Consider the following 19,885-nt stretch of genomic DNA (forward strand, 5'->3'; position numbering starts at 1 on the left):
GCAGTGTGAACCCTTCGGCTAGTGGCGCCCTGGAGCTTCGGTGGTGTCCGGCTGGAGGCCGGTGAGCATGGTGTCGACAAGCGAGGTGTCGTGTTTCGCGGTGCGGAACAGCGGGTGGTCGAGCGTCGATCGGAGGAAGTCGCGGGTGGTGGCCACTCCTGGCCCTTCGACGGCGCACTCGTCGAGGGCGCGGGCCATCCGGGCCAGGGCCTGGGTGCGGTCGGGCGCCCAGACGACCACCTTCGCGAGCAGGGAGTCGTAGTCCGCCGGGACCCGGTAACCGGCGTACCCGTGCGTGTCGACCCTGACGAACGGGCCGGCGGGCAGGTCGAAGCGGGTCAGCTCACCCGGCGTCGGTACGAACCCGCGCGCCGGGTCCTCGACGTTGAGACGGCACTCGATCGCGGTGCCGCGTGGCGTCACGTCGGCCTGGGTCAGCGCCAGCCGTTCGCCGGCCGCGACGAGGATCTGTTGCCGCACCAGATCGACGCCGGTCACCAGCTCGGAGACCGGGTGTTCGACCTGGAGCCGGCAGTTGACCTCCATGAGGTGGAAGTCGTCCCCACCGCCGACCAGGAACTCGAAGGTGCCAGCGCCCACGTAGCCGACACCGAGCGCGCCGGTGACCGCGGCGGCGGTCATCCGGTCGACCATGTGTTGCGGCAGCCCCGGCGCGGGTGACTCCTCGATCAGCTTCTGGTGACGCCGCTGCACCGAGCAGTCGCGCTCGCCGAGGTGGATGCCGTTGCCGTAGCGGTCGGTGAGCACCTGCACCTCGACGTGGCGGGCAGACTCGAGGTAGCGCTCGATGTAGACCCGGTTGTCGCCGAAGAGCAGCTGCGCCTCGGCCCGCGCGGCGGCGAACTCGCCAAGGAACGACGCCGGATCGCGGACCACCCGTACGCCCCGACCGCCGCCACCGGCGACCGCCTTGATGATCAGCGGGAAGCCGATCTCGTCGGCGACAGCGCGGGCGTGGGCAGCCGACTCGACGGCGTCGGTCGTGCCGGGGAGTACGGGCAGGCCGAGGCCCGCCATGATGCCCCGCGTCCGGGCCTTGTCGCCCAGAGCGGCCATCACGGCGGGCGGCGGCCCGATGAACGTGATCCCGTCGGCCTCGCAGATCTCGGCGAAGTCCGGATCCTCGGAGAGAAATCCGTAGCCCGGGTGGATGGCGTCGGCCCCCGTGCGACGGGCCGCCTCGATGATGGCCGGGGCACTCAGGTAGCTGCGTCGGCTGGGACCCGGCCCGATCTGGACGGCTTCGTCGGCCAGCCGCACCACCGCCGAGTCCCGGTCCACTGTCGAGTAGACAGCCACGGTACGCAGCCCCATCTCCCGGCAGGTCCGGGCGATCCGGACCGCGATTTCGCCCCGGTTGGCGATCAGCACCGACTCGAACACTGGGTCAGCCCTCCGACACAGCTAAGGCGATCAACCGTTCGCCGTACTCGACCGGGCTCGCGTTGGGCACCAGCACCTTTACGACCTCGCCCGCGCGGTCGGCTTCGACCGGGATCATCATCTTCATCGCTTCGAGGATCGCGACCTGCTGGCCCGGAATGACCTGGTCGCCCTCAGTGACGAACGGGTCAGCTCCGGGCGACGGCGCGAGGTAGAGCGTCGCGACCATCGGCGCGCACACGTAGTGCAGACCGGCGTCGGTCTCCACCGGCGGGGCGGCCGGTACCACCGCCGCCCCCGGTGCGCCATCCGGCCACTCCACCTCGACCACCAGGTCGCCGTGTTGCAGCCGGGCGCGGCGGACCGGACCTGGCGTCGACCCGATCAGCCGCGCGAGACTGCGGACCGCGGCATCCAGCGGGTCGGCGTTACCCTCCGGCATTCGTCAAACCTCCGATCTGTCGGAAGCGGGCCCGGCGATGGGCCCGCACCTCCTCGCGGTTGAGACCGGCCAACTCCGCGAACGCGTCGACAACCGCCCGGTGTACGGCCGACGCGGTCGCCCCGGGATCGGCCGGTGCCCCGCCGGGTGGTTCGGGAACCACCCCGTCGACGATGCCGAGCGCCAGCAGGTCGCCGGCCTGGAGCTTGAGCTGCGCGGCGGCCTCGTCGGCCCGGCCGGAGTCGTTCCAGAGGATCGCGGCGCAGCCTTCCGGGCTGATCACCGAGTACGTCGCGTTGGTGAGCATCAGCACCCGGTTGCCGACGCCGAGGGCGAGCGCACCTCCGCTGCCACCCTCGCCGGTCACGATCGCGACGACCGGAACCGTCAGCCCGGCCATCAGCCGGATGCTGTCGGCGATGGCGAGGGCCTGCCCGTTCTCCTCCGCCGAGACGCCGTGGTAGGCGCCGGGCGTGTCGATCAGCGTCACGATCGGCGTGCCGAGCTTCTCGGCCAGGCGCATCAGCCGGGCCGCCTTGCGATAGCCGGCAGGTGTCGCCATGCCGAAGTTGCGGCTGGCCACCTCGGCGACCGTGTGGCCCTTCTGGTGGCCGATCACCACTGTGGGCCGGCCGTCGATCAGACCGACGCCGCCGACGATCGCCGGGCAGTCACTCGCCAGCCGGTCGCCGTGCAGCTCCACGAAACCGTCAACGAAGTGACCGATGTAGTCGAGTGTGGATGGTCGACCGAGATCGCGGGACAGCGCCACGACAGCCCACGGGTCGGCCGACTCGGGGGGCGTGGTGGCACGTACCGGGTAAGGGTTGGGCGCGGACCGGTCGGCCCCCGCGAAGGCCAGCAGCCGGCCGATGGTCGGCCGCAGGTTCGACCGGGGCACCAGGTCGTCGAGCATGCCGCGGGCGAAGAGGTACTCGGCGGTCTGGAAGCCGGCCGGCAGCGGCTGACGCAGCGTCTGCTGGATGACCCTCGGCCCGGCGAAGCCGAGGCGCGCCCCCGGCTCGGCGAGGATGACGTCGCAGAGCGTCGCGAACGATGCGGCAACGCCACCGTAGGTCGGGTCGCTGACCAGCGAGATCGTCAACACCCCGGCCTCGTCGAGGGCACCGAGCGCCGCGCTCGTCTTGGCCATCTGCATGAGCGACAGCACGCCCTCCTGCATCCGGGCCCCGCCGGAGGCGCTGACGATCAGCAGCGGCGTACGGGTTTCGAGCGCCACCTCGGCGGCCCGGGTGATCCGTTCGCCGACGCCCGAGCCGAGGCTGCCGCCGAGGAACCGGAAGTCCATTACCGCCGCGATCAGGGGCTGGCCCTCGACGGTGCCCCGGACGCAGACCACTGCCTCGTCGAGCCCGGTGCGCCGGCGGGCCGCCTCGATCCGTTGCGGGTAGGGCTTGGTGTCGACGAAACCGAGCGGATCACCGAAGGCGCCGACCGGTGGCAGCTCCTCGACCGAGTCGAGGTCGAAGAGCTGCTCGATCCGCTGGTGCGCGGTGACCTGGTCGTGGTGGTCGCACTCCGGGCAGACGCCGAGGTTGCGCTCGACCCGGCGCTGGTAGAGCAGCGCCCGGCAGCCCGGGCAGATCAGCCAGCTCTTGCCGACGGGTGTGTTGACGGTGGCGGTCATGACTGCCCGCGTTCGGCCGCGGCCTTCTCCACGATCTCCCGGATGCGTGCCTGCTGCTCACGTGTGGTCCGGTTGAGGTGGGCGGTCATGCCCTCGTCGTCGGCGTGCCCGCCCGGCCGCATCTCGAAGTCCTGTACCCACCGCATCCGCACGCCGCCGTCCGGGATCTCGGTGTATTCCCAGAACAGGTTCATGTACTTGAAGGCGCCCGTCTCCAGCCGCCGTGCCCGTACCACCCGGTCGCCGCGGTCGGGCACCCGCTCGGAGACCCAGCTCCAGACCCGGCCGGCCGGGTCGGGGTGCATGGTCAGGCGGAAGACGACGGCCCCGTCGGCGGACGTCGAGAGCACTTCGGTGCTGGCGTACTCGCTGAACAGGGAGGGCCAGTTGGGGATGTCGTTGGTGAGGTCCCAGACGAGGTCGAACGGTGCGTTGATGACGACCGCGTTGTCAGTGTGTCCGGCCATCGGGTCACCGATCCGCGAGTCGTTGGTTGACGTAGTCGACAGCGAGCCGCGGCGTCTTCATGATCGACACCGCGTCGTCGGGGATGCGCACCTCGTACTCCTGCTGCACCCGCGCCGCCAGCTCCAACAGCGCGAGCGAGTCGTAGCCGAGGTCGTCGAACGGCGCGTCGAGCGTCGCCGGATCGGCCCAGTCGGTCTGCTCGACCACACCGGAACTGGTCTCCAGGATCCGACGCAGGTCGTCGAGGGTCAGCTGGCTCATGAGTTTCCTCCCGTCGGTCGCTGCCACCCGTCGCGCACGCCGCCGACCTGCGGCACCGGCGACTCGGGGTGCGGGACCTCTTCGGTGTCGACGTGGCCCAGCTCGGGGCGCGGTGCGAGCGGGCTGATCTGGAACACGATCAGCGCGGTCTCGCCACCGGCGTTGACGATGCGGTGCCGCTGGCCGCGACGGACCATGAGAGCCTCGTCGGCAGCGAGCTTGACCTCCGCGCCGTCGACCCGGATCACCACCTCGCCGCGCACCAGATAACAGAACTTGTCCGAGTACGGGTTGTACTGCTCTGCCAGGAACTCGCCCGGCTCCAGGCGGACCGTGCCCATGAAGCCCTCCGTCGCGTCGACGGTCTTCGGGCTGAGCAGGATCCGCACCTCGCCGCCGATCCGGTTGATGCCGGGCACGTCGGTGGCGGCGACCTTCACGATCGGTTGCCGATGCATGATCATCCCTTCTCTGCGACGAGCACTCGGAACGGCAGGTCCGTCGGGTGGACGGTGGCCGGGCCGAAGCCCGCCGCGGCGAGGGCCCGGTTGTAGGCGGCGACGGAGTGCGACTCGCCCTCGAAGGTCCAGACCAACATCAACACCGAGAAGAGGTACGGAGCCGGGTCCAGTGCCGGCGACTCGTCGCCAGTGGTGAACCCGACGATGACCAGCCGTCCACCCGGCTTGACCACGGAACCGAGCCGGGTCACCAGCTCATGCACCCGCTCCTCGGAGAAGTGGTGCGTGACATTGGTGAGCAGCACGACGTCGTAGGGCCCGCCGAGATCGGTGGTGAACATGTCACCCGGCAGGAACGACGCCCGGTCGCGCACGCCGAGCCGTTCGGCGTGCTTCTCCGTCACGGCGAGCACGTTGGGCCAGTCCAGCGAGGTCACCGCCGCCTGTGGGTTGTGCTGAGCGAGCGTGTAGCCGTAGACGCCGTGGCCGCAGGCGACGTCGAGGATGTCGAGTTCGGCGCGCTCCTTCGTCCACGGCGCGAGCGCCTCGGCCATCACCTCGGCGGTTGGCTGGGCGACCTTCGTCGCGTACGCGGCGAAGTCCTCCCAGTAGGTGTACTCCGGGGTCTCGGCGTGCACGTCGAGGACGGTGCCGCCGGCCCGTACGGCGGCGCTGAGGTCGCGCAGCGCGTCCCACTCCCAGTCGCTCGACATCACCTTGACCATGCCGCCCAGGTAGTCGGGACGGGTGCTGACCAGGTGATCGGCGGCCGCCTGGGTGAGCGAGAAGTGCTCGCTGGTGCGGTCGGTGAGTCGGATCGCGGTGAGCGCGTCGAGCAGGATGCGCGCACCCCGGGGATGGATGCCGAGCTTCGGGGCGAGCCCGCTGGCAGTGGCCGGGCCCTCGGCGAGCGCGTCGAACACGCCCAGCTCGACAGCGGTACGCAGCAGGCTCGTCTTCTTGTATGCCTGCATCATGTCGTTGATGTCGCGGCGGGTCAGCGTCACGTGATGCTCCCTGTCTCGGGGCTCCAGGTGTAGAAGGGCGTGGCCTTCGAGTCCTGCAACTCGGTCATGCTGTCCGGCGCGTAGCGCTGCAGGTAGGCCGAGAGGCGCCTGTTGACCTCCTGGAAGTCCGCGCGGGCTCGGGCCGCGAGGAGCTTGTCGAAGACGTCGGTGTCGGCCTCCAGCAGGTGCATGTAGAGGTCCTGGTAGCGGAAGAGCGTGCGCCGCGAGATGCCGACGACGTAGGGCATGTCGCCCTTGTCGTGCTCGGTGAAGAGTTCGGCGACCGCGTCGGCGTGGCCGGGGGCCATCCGCATGACCATGAGGGCGCGGTAGGACATGTGCTCACGCTCCCCGCAGGATCGTGGCCAGGGCAGCGGTCAGGGTCTGGGCCTGGTCGTCGACCGGGCCGGCGCTGCGCCAGGCGACAATGCCGTCGGGGCGTACCAGCAGCGCCCCGCCGGGGCCGACTCCGCAGCTCGCGAGCCACGAACCGTCGTCGGCGAGGTCACCGTCGGGTCCGGCGGTCAGCGCCTTGATCGGAAGCCCGGTCTCCGCCGAGACCGCCTCGGCCGCGGCGAGCCAGGCGTCGTCGCCCGGAGCCGTGGCCAACGTCCAGCCCTCGGTCAGCACATCGATCGTGGAGACCCGAGCGCCGTCGTGGTCGACCCAGCCGTGCGGGGCACGCGATCCGGGTTGGCCGGTGAAGGTCAGCTCGCGGGGCAGCAGCTCGGTGTCGGCGGGCGCGCCGACTATCGCGTTGGAGGTGTACCGGTAGCCCATCGTGACGATGACGAAGTCGCGGTAGGCGGCCTTGTCCTCGTCGGCGAGCTGACCCCGGGTGCGGAAGAGCATCCACGCCTGGTCGGCGGTCGCGGCGCCGACCGGACGACGCTCGGCTTCGTAGGAGTCGAGCAGGCTCTCGTCGGCCCGCCCCTGAAGCACGTCGGCGAGCTTCCAGGCCAGGTTGTGCGCGTCCTGGATGCCGGCGTTGACGCCGAAGCCGCCGGCCGGCGGGTGGGCGTGACAGGCGTCGCCGGCCAGGAAGACCCTCCCCGACTGGTACGCGTCGGCGACCATGTGCCGCGCGTCCCAGGGCTGGGCCGACTCGACCTCGACCTCCAACTCGGGGTCGCCGGCAGCGATCCGGGCCAGTTCGACGCAGCGTTCCGGTGTGAAGTCGGCAGGCGACTGCCCGCGCTCGGGGTAGTAGTTGACGCCGAACATCCACCGTCCCGGCTCGATGAAGAGCAGCAGACCCTGGGCCAGCTGGTTCATCAGGTAGATCAGCGTGAACCGGGGTGCCGACTCGGGCAGGTCGACCTTGGCGCGGAAGATGATGCTGACGAAGTTCCCGGCGACGCCGTTGCTGCGGTTTCCGACCTGGAGCAGTTCGCGCACGGGACTCTTCACACCGTCGGCGGCGACGACGTAGCGCGCCCGGATCGTGCGTGTCGTGCCATTGTCGTTGACGGTCGCCGTCACGCCGTCCTGGTCCTGGGTCAGCCCGATCAGCTCGTTCTGGAAGCGGATCTCCGCGCCCGCCTCGACCGCGGCGTCGTAGAGCAGCGGCTCGTAGTGGTCCTGGCCGCACCAGATCGGCCAGCTCGGCGTGAACTTGTCGTAGTCGACGTCGTGCGCCTCCATCACGAACGACTTGTGGAGGTCGGCCAGGGACTGGGCGCCGAGCATGACCAGTGGCGTGGCGCGGCCGGCGCGGACCAGGTCGAGTTCGGCACCCGGTCCGACGATCTTCATGCCGGCCTGCTGCACCGCGGGCTCCAGGCCGACGGTGCGGAAGATCTCCACAGTGCGGGCGTGCAGACCGGTGGCGCGGGGGATCGTCGACAGCCGGGGCCGACGTTCGACAAGGATCGGCCGGATCCCCTTGCGGGCCAGGAAGAGCGCGGTCGACAAGCCGACCGGGCCGCCGCCGACGATCAGGACGTCGGTGCTTCCGTCAGACATGAGCGTCCTCCGTGTAGACGACTTTGTAGAGGTGGCGTTCTGGCGTGGCGATCGCGCGTACCTCGCCGAAGTGGGGGTGGACCTCGGGGTTCTTGAGCATCGCCGTGAAGTGCTCTTCGCTCTTCCACTGCGCGTAGTTGACGACCCGGGTCCCGTCGAGGCTGGCGTGGATGTTCGCCGACACGAACCCGTCCACCTTGGACATCACCGCGTCGGTCGCCTCGATCAGGATGTCGAGGAGCTTCTGCTGGTTGGCCGGCTCGACGGTGAAGACGTTGACCATCGTCACGACCGGCTGGTCGATGCCGATGTGTGCCATTGCGGGCTTCCTTTCCTAGATCGGACGCGCTTCGAGCAGGGCCCAGCCGCGGGACGCGGGGGTGTTGACCAGCTCGAAACCGGACGCGGTGAACAGCGCCTGCCATTCCCTGAGGTCGCGCTCCTTGCCGCCGAAGAGCACCAGCATGTCGATGTCGATGATCTTGGCGTGGTCCCACTGGTTGCGCGGCGGCACGATCTGGTCGATCGCGATGAGGCGGGAGTCGGCGTCGCCGATCGCCGCCCGGATCCGACGCAGCAACGTGACGCAGGTGTCGTCCGGCCAGTTGTGGACGATCGACTTCAGGATGTACGCGTCGGCACCGACCGGCAGCTCGTCGGTGAAGAAGTCGCCGCCCCGCACCTCGACCCGCTCGGTGACACCGTGCTCCTTGAGCAGTGGCTCGGCGTCGGCCACCACCTCGGGCAGGTCGAAGAGGACACCGGTGCCATCGGGGTGACGCTGGAGCATCTTGGCCAGGAAGTAGCCGTTGCTGCCGCCGATGTCGGCGATCCGGCCGAACCGCTCGGGTGCCAACTCCGCGGCGAACCGGTCGGCGAGCCGCCGGCTCCAGTGGGCCATGAAGCCCTCGAAGAACCGGTTGGCCTCCGGGTGGGCCTGGAGATAGTCGTAGAAGCCCATGCCGAAGACCTTGTTGAAGGCCGGCTCGCCGGTACGGACGCTGTGCAGGATCTCCGCGTACGGGAGGCGGTTGAAGTCGGCGCCGCTGAACTGCACCATCGGCCGCAGCCCGCCGATCCGGGCCGACGTCAGCCCCTCGCCGAGCGGGGTGAGCGCGAACGACCCGTCCTCCTGCTCGTCGAAGATGCCGACCGCTGAGGCCGCGCGCAGGATCCGCCGCAGCGCGTCCTCGTGCGACTCGGTCGCCGCCGCCAGTCGGGCGACCAGCACTGGTCCGTCGACGAGCAGGTCGGCGATGCCGAGCTCGGTGACCACGTAGATCACGTTGGCGATCTGTTTGGCGCTTCCCAGCACCGCGATCTGCCGTTCACGCAGGTCGAGTGCCTGCTGCTCGTCGAAGTTCGCGACGGCGGCGAGGCTGGCGTCGGTCATCGTCCATTCCTTTCGTCGGTCACGACCATTGCCGCGTTGAACCCGCCGTAGCCCCTGGCGAGTACGAGCGCCGCGCGTACCGGTGTCTCCCGCGCGACGTCACGCACCAGGTCGAGGTGCAGGCCCTCGGCCGGCTGGCGGATGTTGGTGGTGGGTGGGATGACGCCGTGCCGGATCGACAGCAGCGCGGAGACGAGGTCGAGCGCCGCCCCGCCCGAGTAGAGCCGGCCGGTCATCGTCTTGGGGGCGGTCACCGGCACCCCACGTGGGCCGAAGACCGCTGTGATCGCCTCGGCCTCGACGCGGTCGAGCTGCGCGACACCGGCGCCGTCGGCGAAGACGACGTCGATGTCGGCCGGTGTGAGACCGGCGTCGGACACTGCCATCTCGGCCGCCCGACGCAGACCCGGCGGGCGGCCGGAGCCGGGTCGGGGGTCGAACGTCGCGCCGTATCCGGCGATCACCCCGTAGACGGCGGCCCCGCGCCGGGCAGCGGCGTGTTCGTCCTCCAACACGAGGATCGCCCCGCCCTCGCCCGGCACGTAACCCGACGCGTTGGCGTCGAACGGCAGGAACGCCGTGGCCGGATCCCGCCCCGTACTGAGCAGGCCGTTGGCGAGCTGGGCCGTCCAGCCCCACGGGCAGAGCGACGCGTCGACACCGCCGGTCATCACGAGTTGCACGCCCTTGCGCACCTGGCGCCGGGCCTGCGCCACCGCGTCGAGCCCACCCGCCTGCTCGGTGACGAGCACGCCGGTCGGCCCACGCATCCCGTGGCGGATCGAGATCTGGCCGGTGTTGACAGCGTAGAACCAGGCGAACGACTGGTAGGCGCTGACGTGCTCAGAGCCCTTGCTCCAGAGTTTCTCCAGCTCACGGTGGCCGAACTCGAAGCCACCCGACGCGCTGGCGGTGACGACACCCATGCCGAACTCGGGCAGCGCAGAAGGGTCGACCGACGCATCGGCCAGCGCCCACTGTGCCGCCGTCAACGACAGCCGGGTCATGTGGTCGGTCTGCGCCATCAGCCGGCTCGGAATGTGATCGGCCGCCTCGTATCCGGGAACCTCGCCGGCCAACTGGGCGGGGTAACCCGAGCTGTCGAAACGGCTGATCGGCCCGATGCCGCCCACCCCGGCGACGGTGGCCGCCCAGAAGGCGTCGCGGCCCAACCCGTTGGGCGCTGCCACTCCGACACCGGTGACGACAGTGGTCATGCCACACGCGCCAGGAGCATCGCGCTCTGGAAGCCGCCGAACCCGCTACCCACGCTCAACACCACGTCGGTCTGCTGCTCACGGGCGGTCAGCGGAACGTAGTCGAGGTCGCACTCCGGGTCGCGTTCGTGCAGGTTGGCCGTCGGCGGCACCGCCCCGTGCTTGATCGCCAGGGCCGACGCCGCGATCTCGATCGAACCGATGGCGCCGAGCGAGTGGCCGATCATCGACTTGATCGAGCTGACCGGGGTGCGGTACGCATGGTCGCCGAGACTCCGCTTGAACGCCGCTGTCTCGTGCCTGTCGTTCTGCTTCGTACCCGAGCCGTGCGCGTTGATGTAGTCGACGGCGTCGCCGGGCAACCGGGCGTCGGCGAGCGCGACCCGGATCGCCTCGGCCATCTCCCGCCCGTCGGGCCGCAGACCGGTCATGTGAAACGCGTTGGAGCGCGAGGCGAACCCGACCAGTTCGGCGTAGATCTGCGCGCCGCGTCGGCGGGCGTGCTCAAGCTCTTCGAGGACGAACATCGCCGAACCCTCACCGAGGACGAACCCGTCGCGACTGTTGTCGAACGGCCGCGAGGCGTGCGTCGGATCGTCGTTGCGGGCCGTGGTCGCCTTGATCGCGTCGAAGCAGGCCACCGTGATCGGCGAGATCGGGGCGTCGGTCGCGCCGGCGATCATCACGTCGGCCGATCCCTCCCGGATCAGCTCCCGGGCGTGGCCGACCGAGTCGAGGCCCGACGTGCAGCCGGTGGAGACCACCGTCGCCGGACCCTCCGCCCCGACCGACCACGCCACCTCGCGGGCGAACGAGCTCGGCACCAGATAGTCGTAGAGGTGCGGGGTGGCGTACCGGTGGTCGGTCAGCCAGTTCCGGCCGCCGTCGCTGACCACGACGTACTCCTCTTCGAGGCTCATCGTGGCCCCGACCGCCGTGCCGACGCTCACGCCGACCCGGGTCGGGTCGGCGACCTCGAAGCCGCTGTCGGCCAGCGCCTCCCGGGTGCAGACCACCGCCATCTGGGCCGCCCGGTCCATCCGGCGGACCTCCTGCGGCGACAGGCCCTCGGCGACCGGGTCGAAGTCGGCCTCCGCGGCCACCCGTGACCGGAAGGGGGTGGCGTCGAAGAACGACAGGCTACGGGTGGCCGTGCGGCCAGCGGTCAACAGTTCCCAGAACGCCTTGGTGCCCAGTCCACCGGGGGCGATGACGCCAATCCCGGTGATGACCACCCGACGGTCGGATGTGCTCGTCATGGAAGACCTCCTGGCCGCGATGTCCGTGTGAAAGCTAGGGACGGCCGGTCGAACGGCGCTGGAGCGTCGGTCGAGGGCCTGTCACGAGGCCCTGGCAAGCCCCGGGCGCAGTGGCCCGCCGGCGGCCAACACCTCCCGCTGGAGCCGCTGGAGGTCAGGCGAAGGGTCCAGGCCCAACTCCTCACTGAGCACCCGGCGCAGGTGGTGGTATGCCTGCAACGCCTCGCCACGGCGTCCCGAGCGGCTGAGCGCCACGATGAGCTGGCGGTGGAACCACTCGTTGAGCGGGTACGTGCCCACGAGATAGCGCAGCTCGCCGATCAACTCGCGGTGGCGGCCGAGCGTGATGTCGGCCTGGATGCGCAGCTCCAGTGCGCGGATCCACTGCTCCTGGAGGTGGATCGCGTGCGCCTCCAACGCCGGCCCGAACGTCACGTTGGCGCCCACCGGCCCCGTCCACATGGCCAGCGCCCGCCGCAGCACCTCGGCGCCCTCCTCGGGCCGGTCCGACTCGATGTGCGAGCGGCCCTGGTCGAGCATCGTCTCGAACACCTCGGCGTCGAGCTGACCCGGCTCCACCCGCAGCAGGTAACCGCGGGCACGGCTCTCCAGCACGGTCCGGTCCGGGGTCTCTATGCCCTCCTTCGCGAAGAGCTTGCGCAGGTGGTAGATGTAGGTCTGGACAGTGGTGACGGCGCTACGCGCCGGATCGTCACCCCACAGCTCCCGGATTATCGAGTCGACCAGAACGACCCGATTGGCCCGCATCACCAGCAGCGCCAACACGGTCCGCACCTTCGGCGGCGTCGGCGTGCAGATCCGGCCCTCGTGGATCACTTCCAGCGACCCGAGGATCTCGTACCTGACCACAGTGGTCCCCCATTCCCCATAGCACTCGTCGAGACGCTCTCAAGCTATGGATGAGCGGGGCGTGTCGGAACGACCGCAGGTAGCGACATCGCGGGTTCTTCCGAGGATCGATGTGTGTCGAAAGTTGTACGGCGGATACCCCTTTGATCGCTCGATGCTTCCTCCAGGCAACCTCCACCAGGGGCGGGAAGACTCGCCGGGCCCCCACGCCCCTCGGGTTAGGAGTCACACATGTCGCGCCGCCTCTTCACCTCCGAGTCGGTCACCGAAGGTCATCCCGACAAGATCGCCGATCAGATCAGCGATGGGATCCTCGACGCGCTACTGGCGCAGGACCCGCACAGCCGGGTCGCCGTCGAAAGCCTGATCACCACCGGCCAGGTCCACGTCGCGGGCGAGGTCACCACGCAGGCCTACGCCGACATCCCACGCATCGTGCGGGAAACGGTCCTGGGCATCGGGTACGACTCGTCGAAGAAGGGCTTCGACGGCGCGTCCTGCGGCGTCAGCATCTCGATCGGCGCCCAGTCGCCCGACATCGCGCAGGGCGTCGACACGGCGATCGAGCTGCGCGACGGTTCGTCCGGTGGTGGGCTCGACGCCCAGGGTGCCGGTGACCAGGGCATGATGTTCGGCTTCGCCTGCTCGGAGACGCCGGAGCTGATGCCGCTGCCGATCGCGTTGGCCCACCGGCTGGCCCGTCGGCTGGCCGCCGTCCGCAAGGACGGCACGGTGCCCTACCTGCGGCCGGACGGCAAAACCCAGGTCACCGTCGAGTACGACGGCCTCCGCCCGGTCCGGCTCGACACCGTCGTGGTCTCCACGCAGCACGCCGCCCACATCTCCCTCGACGAACTGCTCGCCCCCGACATCCGGGACCACGTGATCACGCCGGAGCTGGAGGCGCTCGACCTCGACACCGAGGGTTACCGGCTGTTGGTCAACCCGACCGGCCGGTTCGAGATCGGTGGTCCGATGGGCGACGCCGGCCTGACCGGACGAAAGATCATCGTCGACACCTACGGCGGGTACGCCCGGCACGGTGGTGGCGCGTTCTCGGGCAAGGACCCGTCGAAGGTCGACCGTTCGGCGGCGTACGCGATGCGGTGGGTGGCGAAGAACGTGGTCGCCGCGGGCCTGGCCGAGCGGTGTGAGGCGCAGGTGGCCTACGCGATCGGCAAGGCCCACCCGGTGAGCCTGTTCGTGGAGACGTTCGGGACTGAGACGGTGCCGCTCGACCGGATCGAGAAGGCGATCGGTGAGGTCTTCGACCTGCGCCCGGCGGCGATCATCCGCGACCTGGACCTCCTGCGTCCGATCTACCAGCAGACGGCCGCCTACGGCCACTTCGGCCGTGAACTCCCGGACCTGACCTGGGAGCGCACCGACCGCGCCGCCGATCTCAAGGCCGCTTGTTGAGGAACGTCGCCGGTCGCTAGAACGGCGGGCGACGCGGGCGTGGCACCAACCGGTCGTGTGGCAGCGTCACCAGTGACGCTGCCACCGCCTTGTTGACGGCGTCGATGCGGGAGACCGCGCCGAGCTTCGCGAAGATGCGCCGCAGGTGGCTCTTCACGGTGGCCTCGGTCAGGTCGAGTCGCCGCGCGATCTGGGCATTGGTCATCGCCTCGGCCGCGAGTTGCAGGATCTCCAGCTCGACGGGGGACAGAATGGCGGACTCCGCGTTCTGCACCTGCACCAGGCTCTGACCGGAGACCGAGAGCAGCACCGAACCGCTGCCGTCGCGCGCCTTGCGGATCGCGGCGACCAACTCCTCCCGACCCACGCTCTTCAGCAGATAGGCGCGCACCCCGGCGGCGATCAAACGGCGCAGCAGGTCGGGGCTGTCATACATGCTGAGGATGACCACCGCGCTGTCGGGCGACACCTCACGGATGCGGCGCACCGTGACCACCGGGTCGTCGCCGGGAATCTCGACGTCGAGCAACACCACGTCGGGACGCTCCGACGCCGCCTTGGCGACAGCGGTCGCCGAGTCGCCCGCCTCGTCGACCACGTCGAGGTCGACGTGCACCTCGAGCACCCAGCGCAGCCCCTCGCGGACGAGAGCGTGGTCGTCGACTATGAGGATGGTGGTGGCGCCGGCGGGAGACCCGCCGTCGGACCGCGTCAACCTAACCCCCAGACCCCATCCCCCGCCGCCAGCGTGCACACGATTGGCACCGTATCGCGGACGTGTGACGCCACGGCTATCGTGGCGTCCTCCCGACACGAAGAACGCCACGATCGCCGCGCGACTCTGTCAGTCTCGTGTGGACAGACGAACCAACTCGCCGATGCCGAGCCCCTTGTTAGCGATGTAGAAGCTGCCGTCGGAGGCGATGGCGAACGACATCGGGGAGTCCAGGCCGGTGCTCGCCAGCTCCCGGTGGCTACCGTCGCGCTCCACCCGGATCAACGCACCCGTGGAATCCCCGGAGCTGAGCCCGTTCTTCGCGATCTCCAGCACGACCAGTCGACCCCGCTTGTCGAAGGCGATGTCGATGATGTTGGTGAAGCCGGTCGCGAAGATCGTCGGCTCCTGCCCGGGCACCAGCCGCCACACCCGGGCGCCGCCGTTCGGGAAGGGGTGCCCGGTCAGCTGCCCGATGTAGAGTGCGCCGTCCGGCCCGCGGGTGATGGTGACCGGCACGAACTGGATCGGCGTCGTCGAGCCGGGCGGCAGACCCCACTCCGGCGGTGCCGGAACCTGCTCCTGCGGCCAGACGTGTTCGGCAGTGACCACGCCACGACGGTCGATCCGGAGCACGTCGTTGGCGGCCGCGTCGAGCGCGTAGACGTCACGCCCGTCGGCGACCACGGCGTACGGCTGGCTCTCCGGAATCACCCCGTCGGGGTTGTTCTGCCCCTCGAATGCGGAGAGGTCGCCGACGACAGACCAGCGGCGCTTCCCCTCGACCCGGAGGATGGTTCCCATCGTGGCCCCGGCCGCACCGAGCAGGTCGCGCGAGACCGGGTCGGTGCTGTAGCCCATCGCCACCAGGAGCTTGCCCTGCCGGTCGAAGGCGAGGTCGTGGGCGCCGTAGACGGAGAAGCCGGCGCCGGTGCTCCGCAGCGACGGCAGACCCGTCACGACTCGCTTCTGCCAGCCGTGACGGACCGCCGTGATCGCACCGGTCGAGCCGTAGCAGAGGTTGGTGCCGAACGTGCCGGGGATGCACACGTCGTCGCCGCCGAGCCCGGCCTCGGCGACGTAGACGATGCCGGCCCGGTCGATGGCGACACCGCGAGGGTTGTCGAGGTTGCGGGCGACAACGGTCAGTCGCCCAGTGGTCGAGGTGGCCGCAGTGGCGGGCGCGGCAATGCCGGCCACCAGTACCAGCGGCACAGCCAGCGACAACGTTCGTCGCATCGCGTCGAGCATGGGTTCTCCTCAGCAAGCGGGGTTCGGATGCGAACGACGCTGCCGGCGTTGCCTCGAGGCCCGGTGGAGGAAGGCTCGACAGGTCCCCCTACTCCGGCTGGTTGGGAGTGCCGCGCCCCAGCTCATAGGGGGATGTCACGCCCTCGTAGGCGAGGTGCATCACCATGCCGTTGGCCGCGTGGTCGAGGTTGTGACAGTGGTCCATCCAGAGCCCCGGATTATCCGCCTTGAAGCCGATTTCGTAGATCTCACCGGGGATCACGTCGAGGCTGTCGATCCACCACGGTGACCCGGTCGCGCGGACCCCGTTGCGGGACAGCACCAACGCGTGATGGCCGTGCAGATGCATCGGGTGGTTCTGGTGGCTGCGGTTGACGATCCGCACCTTGACCACGTCGTCCATCCGAACCATGAGCGTCGGCGTATGGGGGAAGCTGTGCCCGTTGATGATCGGCACCAGGTGGAGCCCCCCGTTGTAGAAGGACAGCCGGTCGTCGAGAAGCTGGGTGAACGAGCGGTCGTACGACGAGCCGGCGTCGAAGGGCCGGGATCCGCCCGAGCCGTACGAGAGCGGGTCGAAGTGGTCACCGTCGTCGACGATCTTCGGCGTCGAGGCGTCACCCGGTGGCGCCAGGACCAGCCCGCCGTCGCGGTTGGCGAGGTCGGTCAGGCGCACCGGGCCTGCCGGCATCGTGAACGTCACGTCGTAGCGTCCACCGGTCGCCAACCCGAACCGCGGATCGGTCAGCGGGGTCGGACCGTTGACGTCGACCCCGTCGATCGCCGCCACCCGCACCGGCGTGCCGTTGACAGTCAGGGCCCGCGGACGACTGTCGCCTGCCGGGTTGTTGTCGGTGTTGATCAGACGCAGCCGCACCGGCGTGCCCGGGGCGACCTCCTGGCGTTGCAGTGTGTCACTCGTGCCGAACGAGACGATGTTGTCGTCAGGCGTACGCCACTCGTGGGCCTGCACGACGAAGTCCCGCTCGCCGGGTGGCGGGCCGTCGCGCGGCTCGACGATCAGCGCGCCGAACAGACCCCGCCGGATCGCCTCGAGCGGGTTCTGGTGGGTGTGGTACCAGAAGGTGCCGACCTGCTCGGCGATGAACCGGTAGGTGAAGCTGCCGCCCGGCTCCACCGCGTTCTGCGTCGCGCCGGCCACGCCGTCCTCACCGTTGGGAACGTCGAGGCCGTGCCAGTGGATTGTCACGTTCTCGTCGGGAATCTCGTTGTGCAGTGTCACCTCGACGAGGTCTCCCTCACGGACCCGCAGCTCCGGCCCGGGCGACTGACCGTTGTACGTCAGCGCCTTGATCTCGGCGCCCGACGACAGCCGTACCGTTGCGTTCTTCGCGGTCAGCGTGAAGGCCTTGTTGGGCTTGCCGGTCCGCGGTCCGCGCAGGTCGTCGACGGAGACCCCGCCGTGGCCGCCGTGACCGAACGAGGGGCCGCCGCCGTAGTCGACGTTGTCGTGGGACGTCATGGTCATGCGGTCGGGCAGCCTGCTGCTCCGGGCCACGTAGGTGATGCCGGCGGCGACGACCAGCACCACGACGGCGGCCTGAGCGGTGGCGCGCAGGGCGCTGGCACGCCGGCCACGGCGTGCGAAGTCGGTCGCGGTGACGGCCCGCAGGCGACGCCCCTGCCAGAACCACAGCACCAGCACCGACAGCAGGATCGGCGCGGCGTGGGTCGCGATGTCGTCGAGGTAGGACGGAACCGGACGGGACACGTACGCGAAGTAGACGCCAACCACAGTCGCCACCGCCGTCACCTGGACCGGCACGACGAATCGGGGATCGGCGGCGGCGGAGCGCGTCTCGACGTCGACCGGCGCGTCGGCTCTGTTGGCCAGGGCGCGCAGGCCCGGCACCGTCCAGATGACGACGGCCAGCATCGGCAGCAGCAGAAGCGGCATCTGCACGATCACGCGGTTGTCGGCGAAGATCCAGTCGACGGCGAGCATCAGCCCGATCGCGACGCACTTGATGACAAGCACCACCAGCGCGGCCACGAGCAGACGTAGCAACCGACGGGCGCTCTTGCGCAGCGCCTCGGGCGTCGGCCGCCAGGCCAGCCGCGTGGCGAGGATCGCCGCGGACAGCCAGATCAGGAACAGGACCCCGGCCAGGATCCCATCGGCGTTCTCTCCGACCTCAAACATGACGCCAACATACGAAGGATGCGCACCGCACGGCATCCGTTGAGGAACGGCCGGCACGTACGGCGATCGCCGTAGCCGACACCGCCTGCGAAACAAGGGCCGTAGTCAGTTGCCGGGCGCGACGAGCCCCGTCTGGTAGGCGAGGACGACGAGTTGCGCACGGTCGCGGACGCGGAGCTTGACCATGGCTCGGTGGACGTGGGTACGGGCCGTGGCCGGGCTCATCGACAGCCGGCGCCCGATCTCCTCGTTGGTCAGCCCGCTGGCCACCAGGCTCATCACCTCGCGCTCGCGGTCGGTCAACACCGCCAGCCGGCCGCCGTCGACAGGCGTCGGCGCGACCTTGCTGACGAACGCGCTCACCAGCCGGCTCGTCACCCGAGGCGAGATCAACATGTCCCCGCCGGCAACCACCCGCACCGCCTGGCGCAGTTCGTCGGGCTCGATGTCCTTGAGCAGGAACCCGCTCGCGCCGGCGCGCAGCGCCTCGAAGACGTACTCGTCGAGCTCGAAGGTGGTCAGGACGATGACCCGCACGGCCGGGAACCGCTCGACGATCGCGGCAGTGGCCCGCACGCCGTCGAGCACCGGCATTCGCACGTCCATCAGCACGATGTCCGGCCGGGTCGCGGCGACCATCTCGACGGCCTGGGCGCCGTTGGACGCCTCACCGACCACCTCCAGGTCGTCGCTGTGGTCGAGCAGGCCCCGGAAGCCGGCCCGCACGAGTGTCTGGTCGTCTGCCAGCACCATCCGGATCGTCACGCTGTCTCCTCCACCTCGACCGGCAGCCGCGCGGCCACTCGGAACCCCCCACCCTGCGGTCGGGGCCCGGCCTCGAGCGACCCGCCAGCGGCGGTGGCCCGTTCCCGCATGCCGGCCACCCCGTGCCCCCGCCGGCTCGCCCCGGACCCGACCCCGTCGTCGACGATCTCCACGGTGACGGCGTCACCCGCGTAGGCGATGGTGACGTCGACTGTCGTCGCTTCGGCGTGTTTGACCGTGTTGGTGATCGACTCCTGCACGATCCGGTAGACCGAGAGCGCCACCTCCGGCGGGATCGGGCGCGGGGTGCCGGCGATCCCCGACCGCACCTTCACGCCGGCCTGTTCCGCGACAGCGAAGACCCGGGCCAGATCGGGCACCTCCCCGGCGTCGCGGAGCATGCCGATCGCCGAGCGGACCTCGTGCATGGCGTCACGGGCCGCGCCCCGGATGCTCCGCAGCGCGGCCCGCGCCTCCGCCGGCTTGCTGTCGAAGATGTCGTCGGCGAGGCTCGCCTGCACACTGATCGCGGCGATCGTGTGACCGAGGACGTCGTGGACCTCGCGGGCGATGCGGAGCCGCTCCTGGGCGACCTCGTGTTGACGCTCCTGGCGCATCACGGCGAGACGCTGCTGTGCCTCGGCCAGCCGGTCCCGGCGGGTGCGGATCGTCTCGGCGAGCAGCACCACTGCCGCGAGCAGCGAGCCCTCTTCGAGGGTGGCCGAGAGGGCGGGGAAGAAACCCTCGCCGAGCAGCGTGTACCGCATGATCAGCTCAAGGACGACGAAGAACCCGGCGACGACGAGCGCCCAGGTGAACCGGCCGGCGGCCGCGACGGAGAAGAGGGCGGCGGCCAGCGGGAGGGCGGGCGGGATGCCCGGGTACTCGAGCGCGTAGTAGATCATCAGCGCGGCGACCGAGCCGACGAGCACCAGCAGCGGCCAGCGGCGCCGGAAGACCAGCAGCAGCCCGATCACCGCGCCGATCGCGTAGGCGCGCGCGTCCGGCGGCCGGGCGCCGGGCTCGTCGGCGACCCGGATCGCCACCGCCACGACGGCCGCGACGACGACCGCGATGACGGCGTCGATCGCGACTCGTCTGATGGCCGGGTTCATGTCCGCAACGGTACGACGCGCGCACGGTCCGTTAGCGAGGGCCCCTTCCCAACCGGAAACC

The 19,885-nt window shown here is 70.0% G+C and carries 20 protein-coding genes; 1 reads left to right on the forward strand and 19 read right to left on the reverse strand.

Translation table 11 applies throughout. The features are described 5' to 3' along the window. Window positions 1-18: 18 nt before the first annotated feature. The 14 genes from MED01_RS26510 to MED01_RS26575 all read right to left on the reverse strand — a co-directional run bounded on the left by MED01_RS26510 (window position 19) and on the right by MED01_RS26575 (window position 12,395). Window positions 19-1,404 (reverse strand): acetyl-CoA carboxylase biotin carboxylase subunit, encoded by a 1,386-nt coding sequence (locus MED01_RS26510; RefSeq protein ID WP_238671240.1) that lies wholly within the window; start codon window positions 1,402-1,404, stop codon window positions 19-21. A gap of 4 nt (window positions 1,405-1,408) precedes the next feature. Next, entirely contained in the window at window positions 1,409-1,846 is a 438-nt protein-coding gene (locus MED01_RS26515; protein WP_238671241.1) for an acetyl-CoA carboxylase biotin carboxyl carrier protein, read from the reverse strand. After that, complete coding sequence (locus MED01_RS26520; protein ID WP_238671242.1) at window positions 1,833-3,494, reverse strand: acetyl-CoA carboxylase carboxyltransferase subunit alpha; 1,662 nt, start codon at window positions 3,492-3,494, stop codon at window positions 1,833-1,835. The genes MED01_RS26515 and MED01_RS26520 overlap by 14 nt, the downstream gene beginning before the upstream one ends. Then, on the reverse strand, window positions 3,491-3,961 hold the full coding sequence (locus tag MED01_RS26525) for an SRPBCC family protein (protein WP_238671243.1): 471 nt from the start codon (window positions 3,959-3,961) through the stop codon (window positions 3,491-3,493). Before MED01_RS26525 ends, MED01_RS26520 begins: the two co-directional genes overlap by 4 nt. A gap of 4 nt (window positions 3,962-3,965) precedes the next feature. Next, window positions 3,966-4,223 (reverse strand): acyl carrier protein, encoded by a 258-nt coding sequence (locus MED01_RS26530; protein WP_091394916.1) that lies wholly within the window; start codon window positions 4,221-4,223, stop codon window positions 3,966-3,968. Then, window positions 4,220-4,684 (reverse strand): cupin domain-containing protein, encoded by a 465-nt coding sequence (locus tag MED01_RS26535; protein ID WP_208646634.1) that lies wholly within the window; start codon window positions 4,682-4,684, stop codon window positions 4,220-4,222. The genes MED01_RS26530 and MED01_RS26535 overlap by 4 nt, the downstream gene beginning before the upstream one ends. After that, window positions 4,684-5,691, reverse strand: a complete 1,008-nt coding sequence (locus MED01_RS26540) for a class I SAM-dependent methyltransferase (protein ID WP_238671244.1) — start codon at window positions 5,689-5,691, stop codon at window positions 4,684-4,686. The genes MED01_RS26535 and MED01_RS26540 overlap by 1 nt, the downstream gene beginning before the upstream one ends. Continuing rightward, entirely contained in the window at window positions 5,688-6,029 is a 342-nt protein-coding gene (locus MED01_RS26545) for a TcmI family type II polyketide cyclase (protein ID WP_238671245.1), read from the reverse strand. Before MED01_RS26545 ends, MED01_RS26540 begins: the two co-directional genes overlap by 4 nt. Before the next feature lie 4 nt (window positions 6,030-6,033). Continuing rightward, complete coding sequence (locus MED01_RS26550; protein ID WP_238671246.1) at window positions 6,034-7,656, reverse strand: FAD-dependent oxidoreductase; 1,623 nt, start codon at window positions 7,654-7,656, stop codon at window positions 6,034-6,036. Then, window positions 7,649-7,975, reverse strand: coding sequence for an antibiotic biosynthesis monooxygenase family protein (locus tag MED01_RS26555; protein ID WP_238671247.1), 327 nt, complete (start codon window positions 7,973-7,975; stop codon window positions 7,649-7,651). The genes MED01_RS26550 and MED01_RS26555 overlap by 8 nt, the downstream gene beginning before the upstream one ends. Window positions 7,976-7,990: 15 nt before the next feature. After that, window positions 7,991-9,049: a methyltransferase gene (locus MED01_RS26560; protein ID WP_238671248.1), complete on the reverse strand. Its 1,059-nt coding sequence runs from the start codon at window positions 9,047-9,049 to the stop codon at window positions 7,991-7,993. Next, the gene (locus tag MED01_RS26565) at window positions 9,046-10,266 is read right to left on the reverse strand and encodes a ketosynthase chain-length factor (RefSeq protein ID WP_238671249.1); all 1,221 of its coding nucleotides are present in this window, start codon (window positions 10,264-10,266) and stop codon (window positions 9,046-9,048) included. The genes MED01_RS26560 and MED01_RS26565 overlap by 4 nt, the downstream gene beginning before the upstream one ends. Then, window positions 10,263-11,525, reverse strand: a complete 1,263-nt coding sequence (locus MED01_RS26570; RefSeq protein ID WP_238671250.1) for a beta-ketoacyl-[acyl-carrier-protein] synthase family protein — start codon at window positions 11,523-11,525, stop codon at window positions 10,263-10,265. The genes MED01_RS26565 and MED01_RS26570 overlap by 4 nt, the downstream gene beginning before the upstream one ends. A gap of 81 nt (window positions 11,526-11,606) precedes the next feature. Beyond that, window positions 11,607-12,395 (reverse strand): AfsR/SARP family transcriptional regulator, encoded by a 789-nt coding sequence (locus MED01_RS26575; protein WP_091397314.1) that lies wholly within the window; start codon window positions 12,393-12,395, stop codon window positions 11,607-11,609. 231 nt (window positions 12,396-12,626) lie between these two features. On the opposite strand from MED01_RS26575, the gene metK reads away from it, so the two are divergent. Beyond that, complete coding sequence (metK, locus tag MED01_RS26580; RefSeq protein WP_091394940.1) at window positions 12,627-13,814, forward strand: methionine adenosyltransferase; 1,188 nt, start codon at window positions 12,627-12,629, stop codon at window positions 13,812-13,814. Window positions 13,815-13,830: 16 nt separating this feature from the next. Here the strand turns inward: metK and MED01_RS26585 are convergent, their stop codons facing one another. The 5 genes from MED01_RS26585 to MED01_RS26605 all read right to left on the reverse strand — a co-directional run bounded on the left by MED01_RS26585 (window position 13,831) and on the right by MED01_RS26605 (window position 19,824). After that, complete coding sequence (locus MED01_RS26585; RefSeq protein ID WP_238671251.1) at window positions 13,831-14,529, reverse strand: response regulator; 699 nt, start codon at window positions 14,527-14,529, stop codon at window positions 13,831-13,833. 129 nt (window positions 14,530-14,658) lie between these two features. Continuing rightward, window positions 14,659-15,780 carry a ScyD/ScyE family protein gene (locus tag MED01_RS26590; protein ID WP_238671252.1) on the reverse strand — a complete coding sequence of 374 codons (1,122 nt, stop codon included), beginning with the start codon at window positions 15,778-15,780 and terminating at the stop codon, window positions 14,659-14,661. Window positions 15,781-15,868: 88 nt separating this feature from the next. Then, complete coding sequence (locus MED01_RS26595; RefSeq protein WP_238671253.1) at window positions 15,869-17,944, reverse strand: multicopper oxidase family protein; 2,076 nt, start codon at window positions 17,942-17,944, stop codon at window positions 15,869-15,871. 105 nt (window positions 17,945-18,049) lie between these two features. Then, window positions 18,050-18,709 (reverse strand): response regulator, encoded by a 660-nt coding sequence (locus tag MED01_RS26600; RefSeq protein ID WP_238671254.1) that lies wholly within the window; start codon window positions 18,707-18,709, stop codon window positions 18,050-18,052. Further along, window positions 18,706-19,824 (reverse strand): sensor histidine kinase, encoded by a 1,119-nt coding sequence (locus tag MED01_RS26605; protein WP_238671255.1) that lies wholly within the window; start codon window positions 19,822-19,824, stop codon window positions 18,706-18,708. The genes MED01_RS26600 and MED01_RS26605 overlap by 4 nt, the downstream gene beginning before the upstream one ends. Between the last annotated feature and the right edge of the window lie 61 nt (window positions 19,825-19,885).

It is taken from the genome of Micromonospora alfalfae (assembly GCF_022230925.1).
In the GTDB taxonomy this organism is placed as follows: domain Bacteria; phylum Actinomycetota; class Actinomycetes; order Mycobacteriales; family Micromonosporaceae; genus Micromonospora; species Micromonospora alfalfae.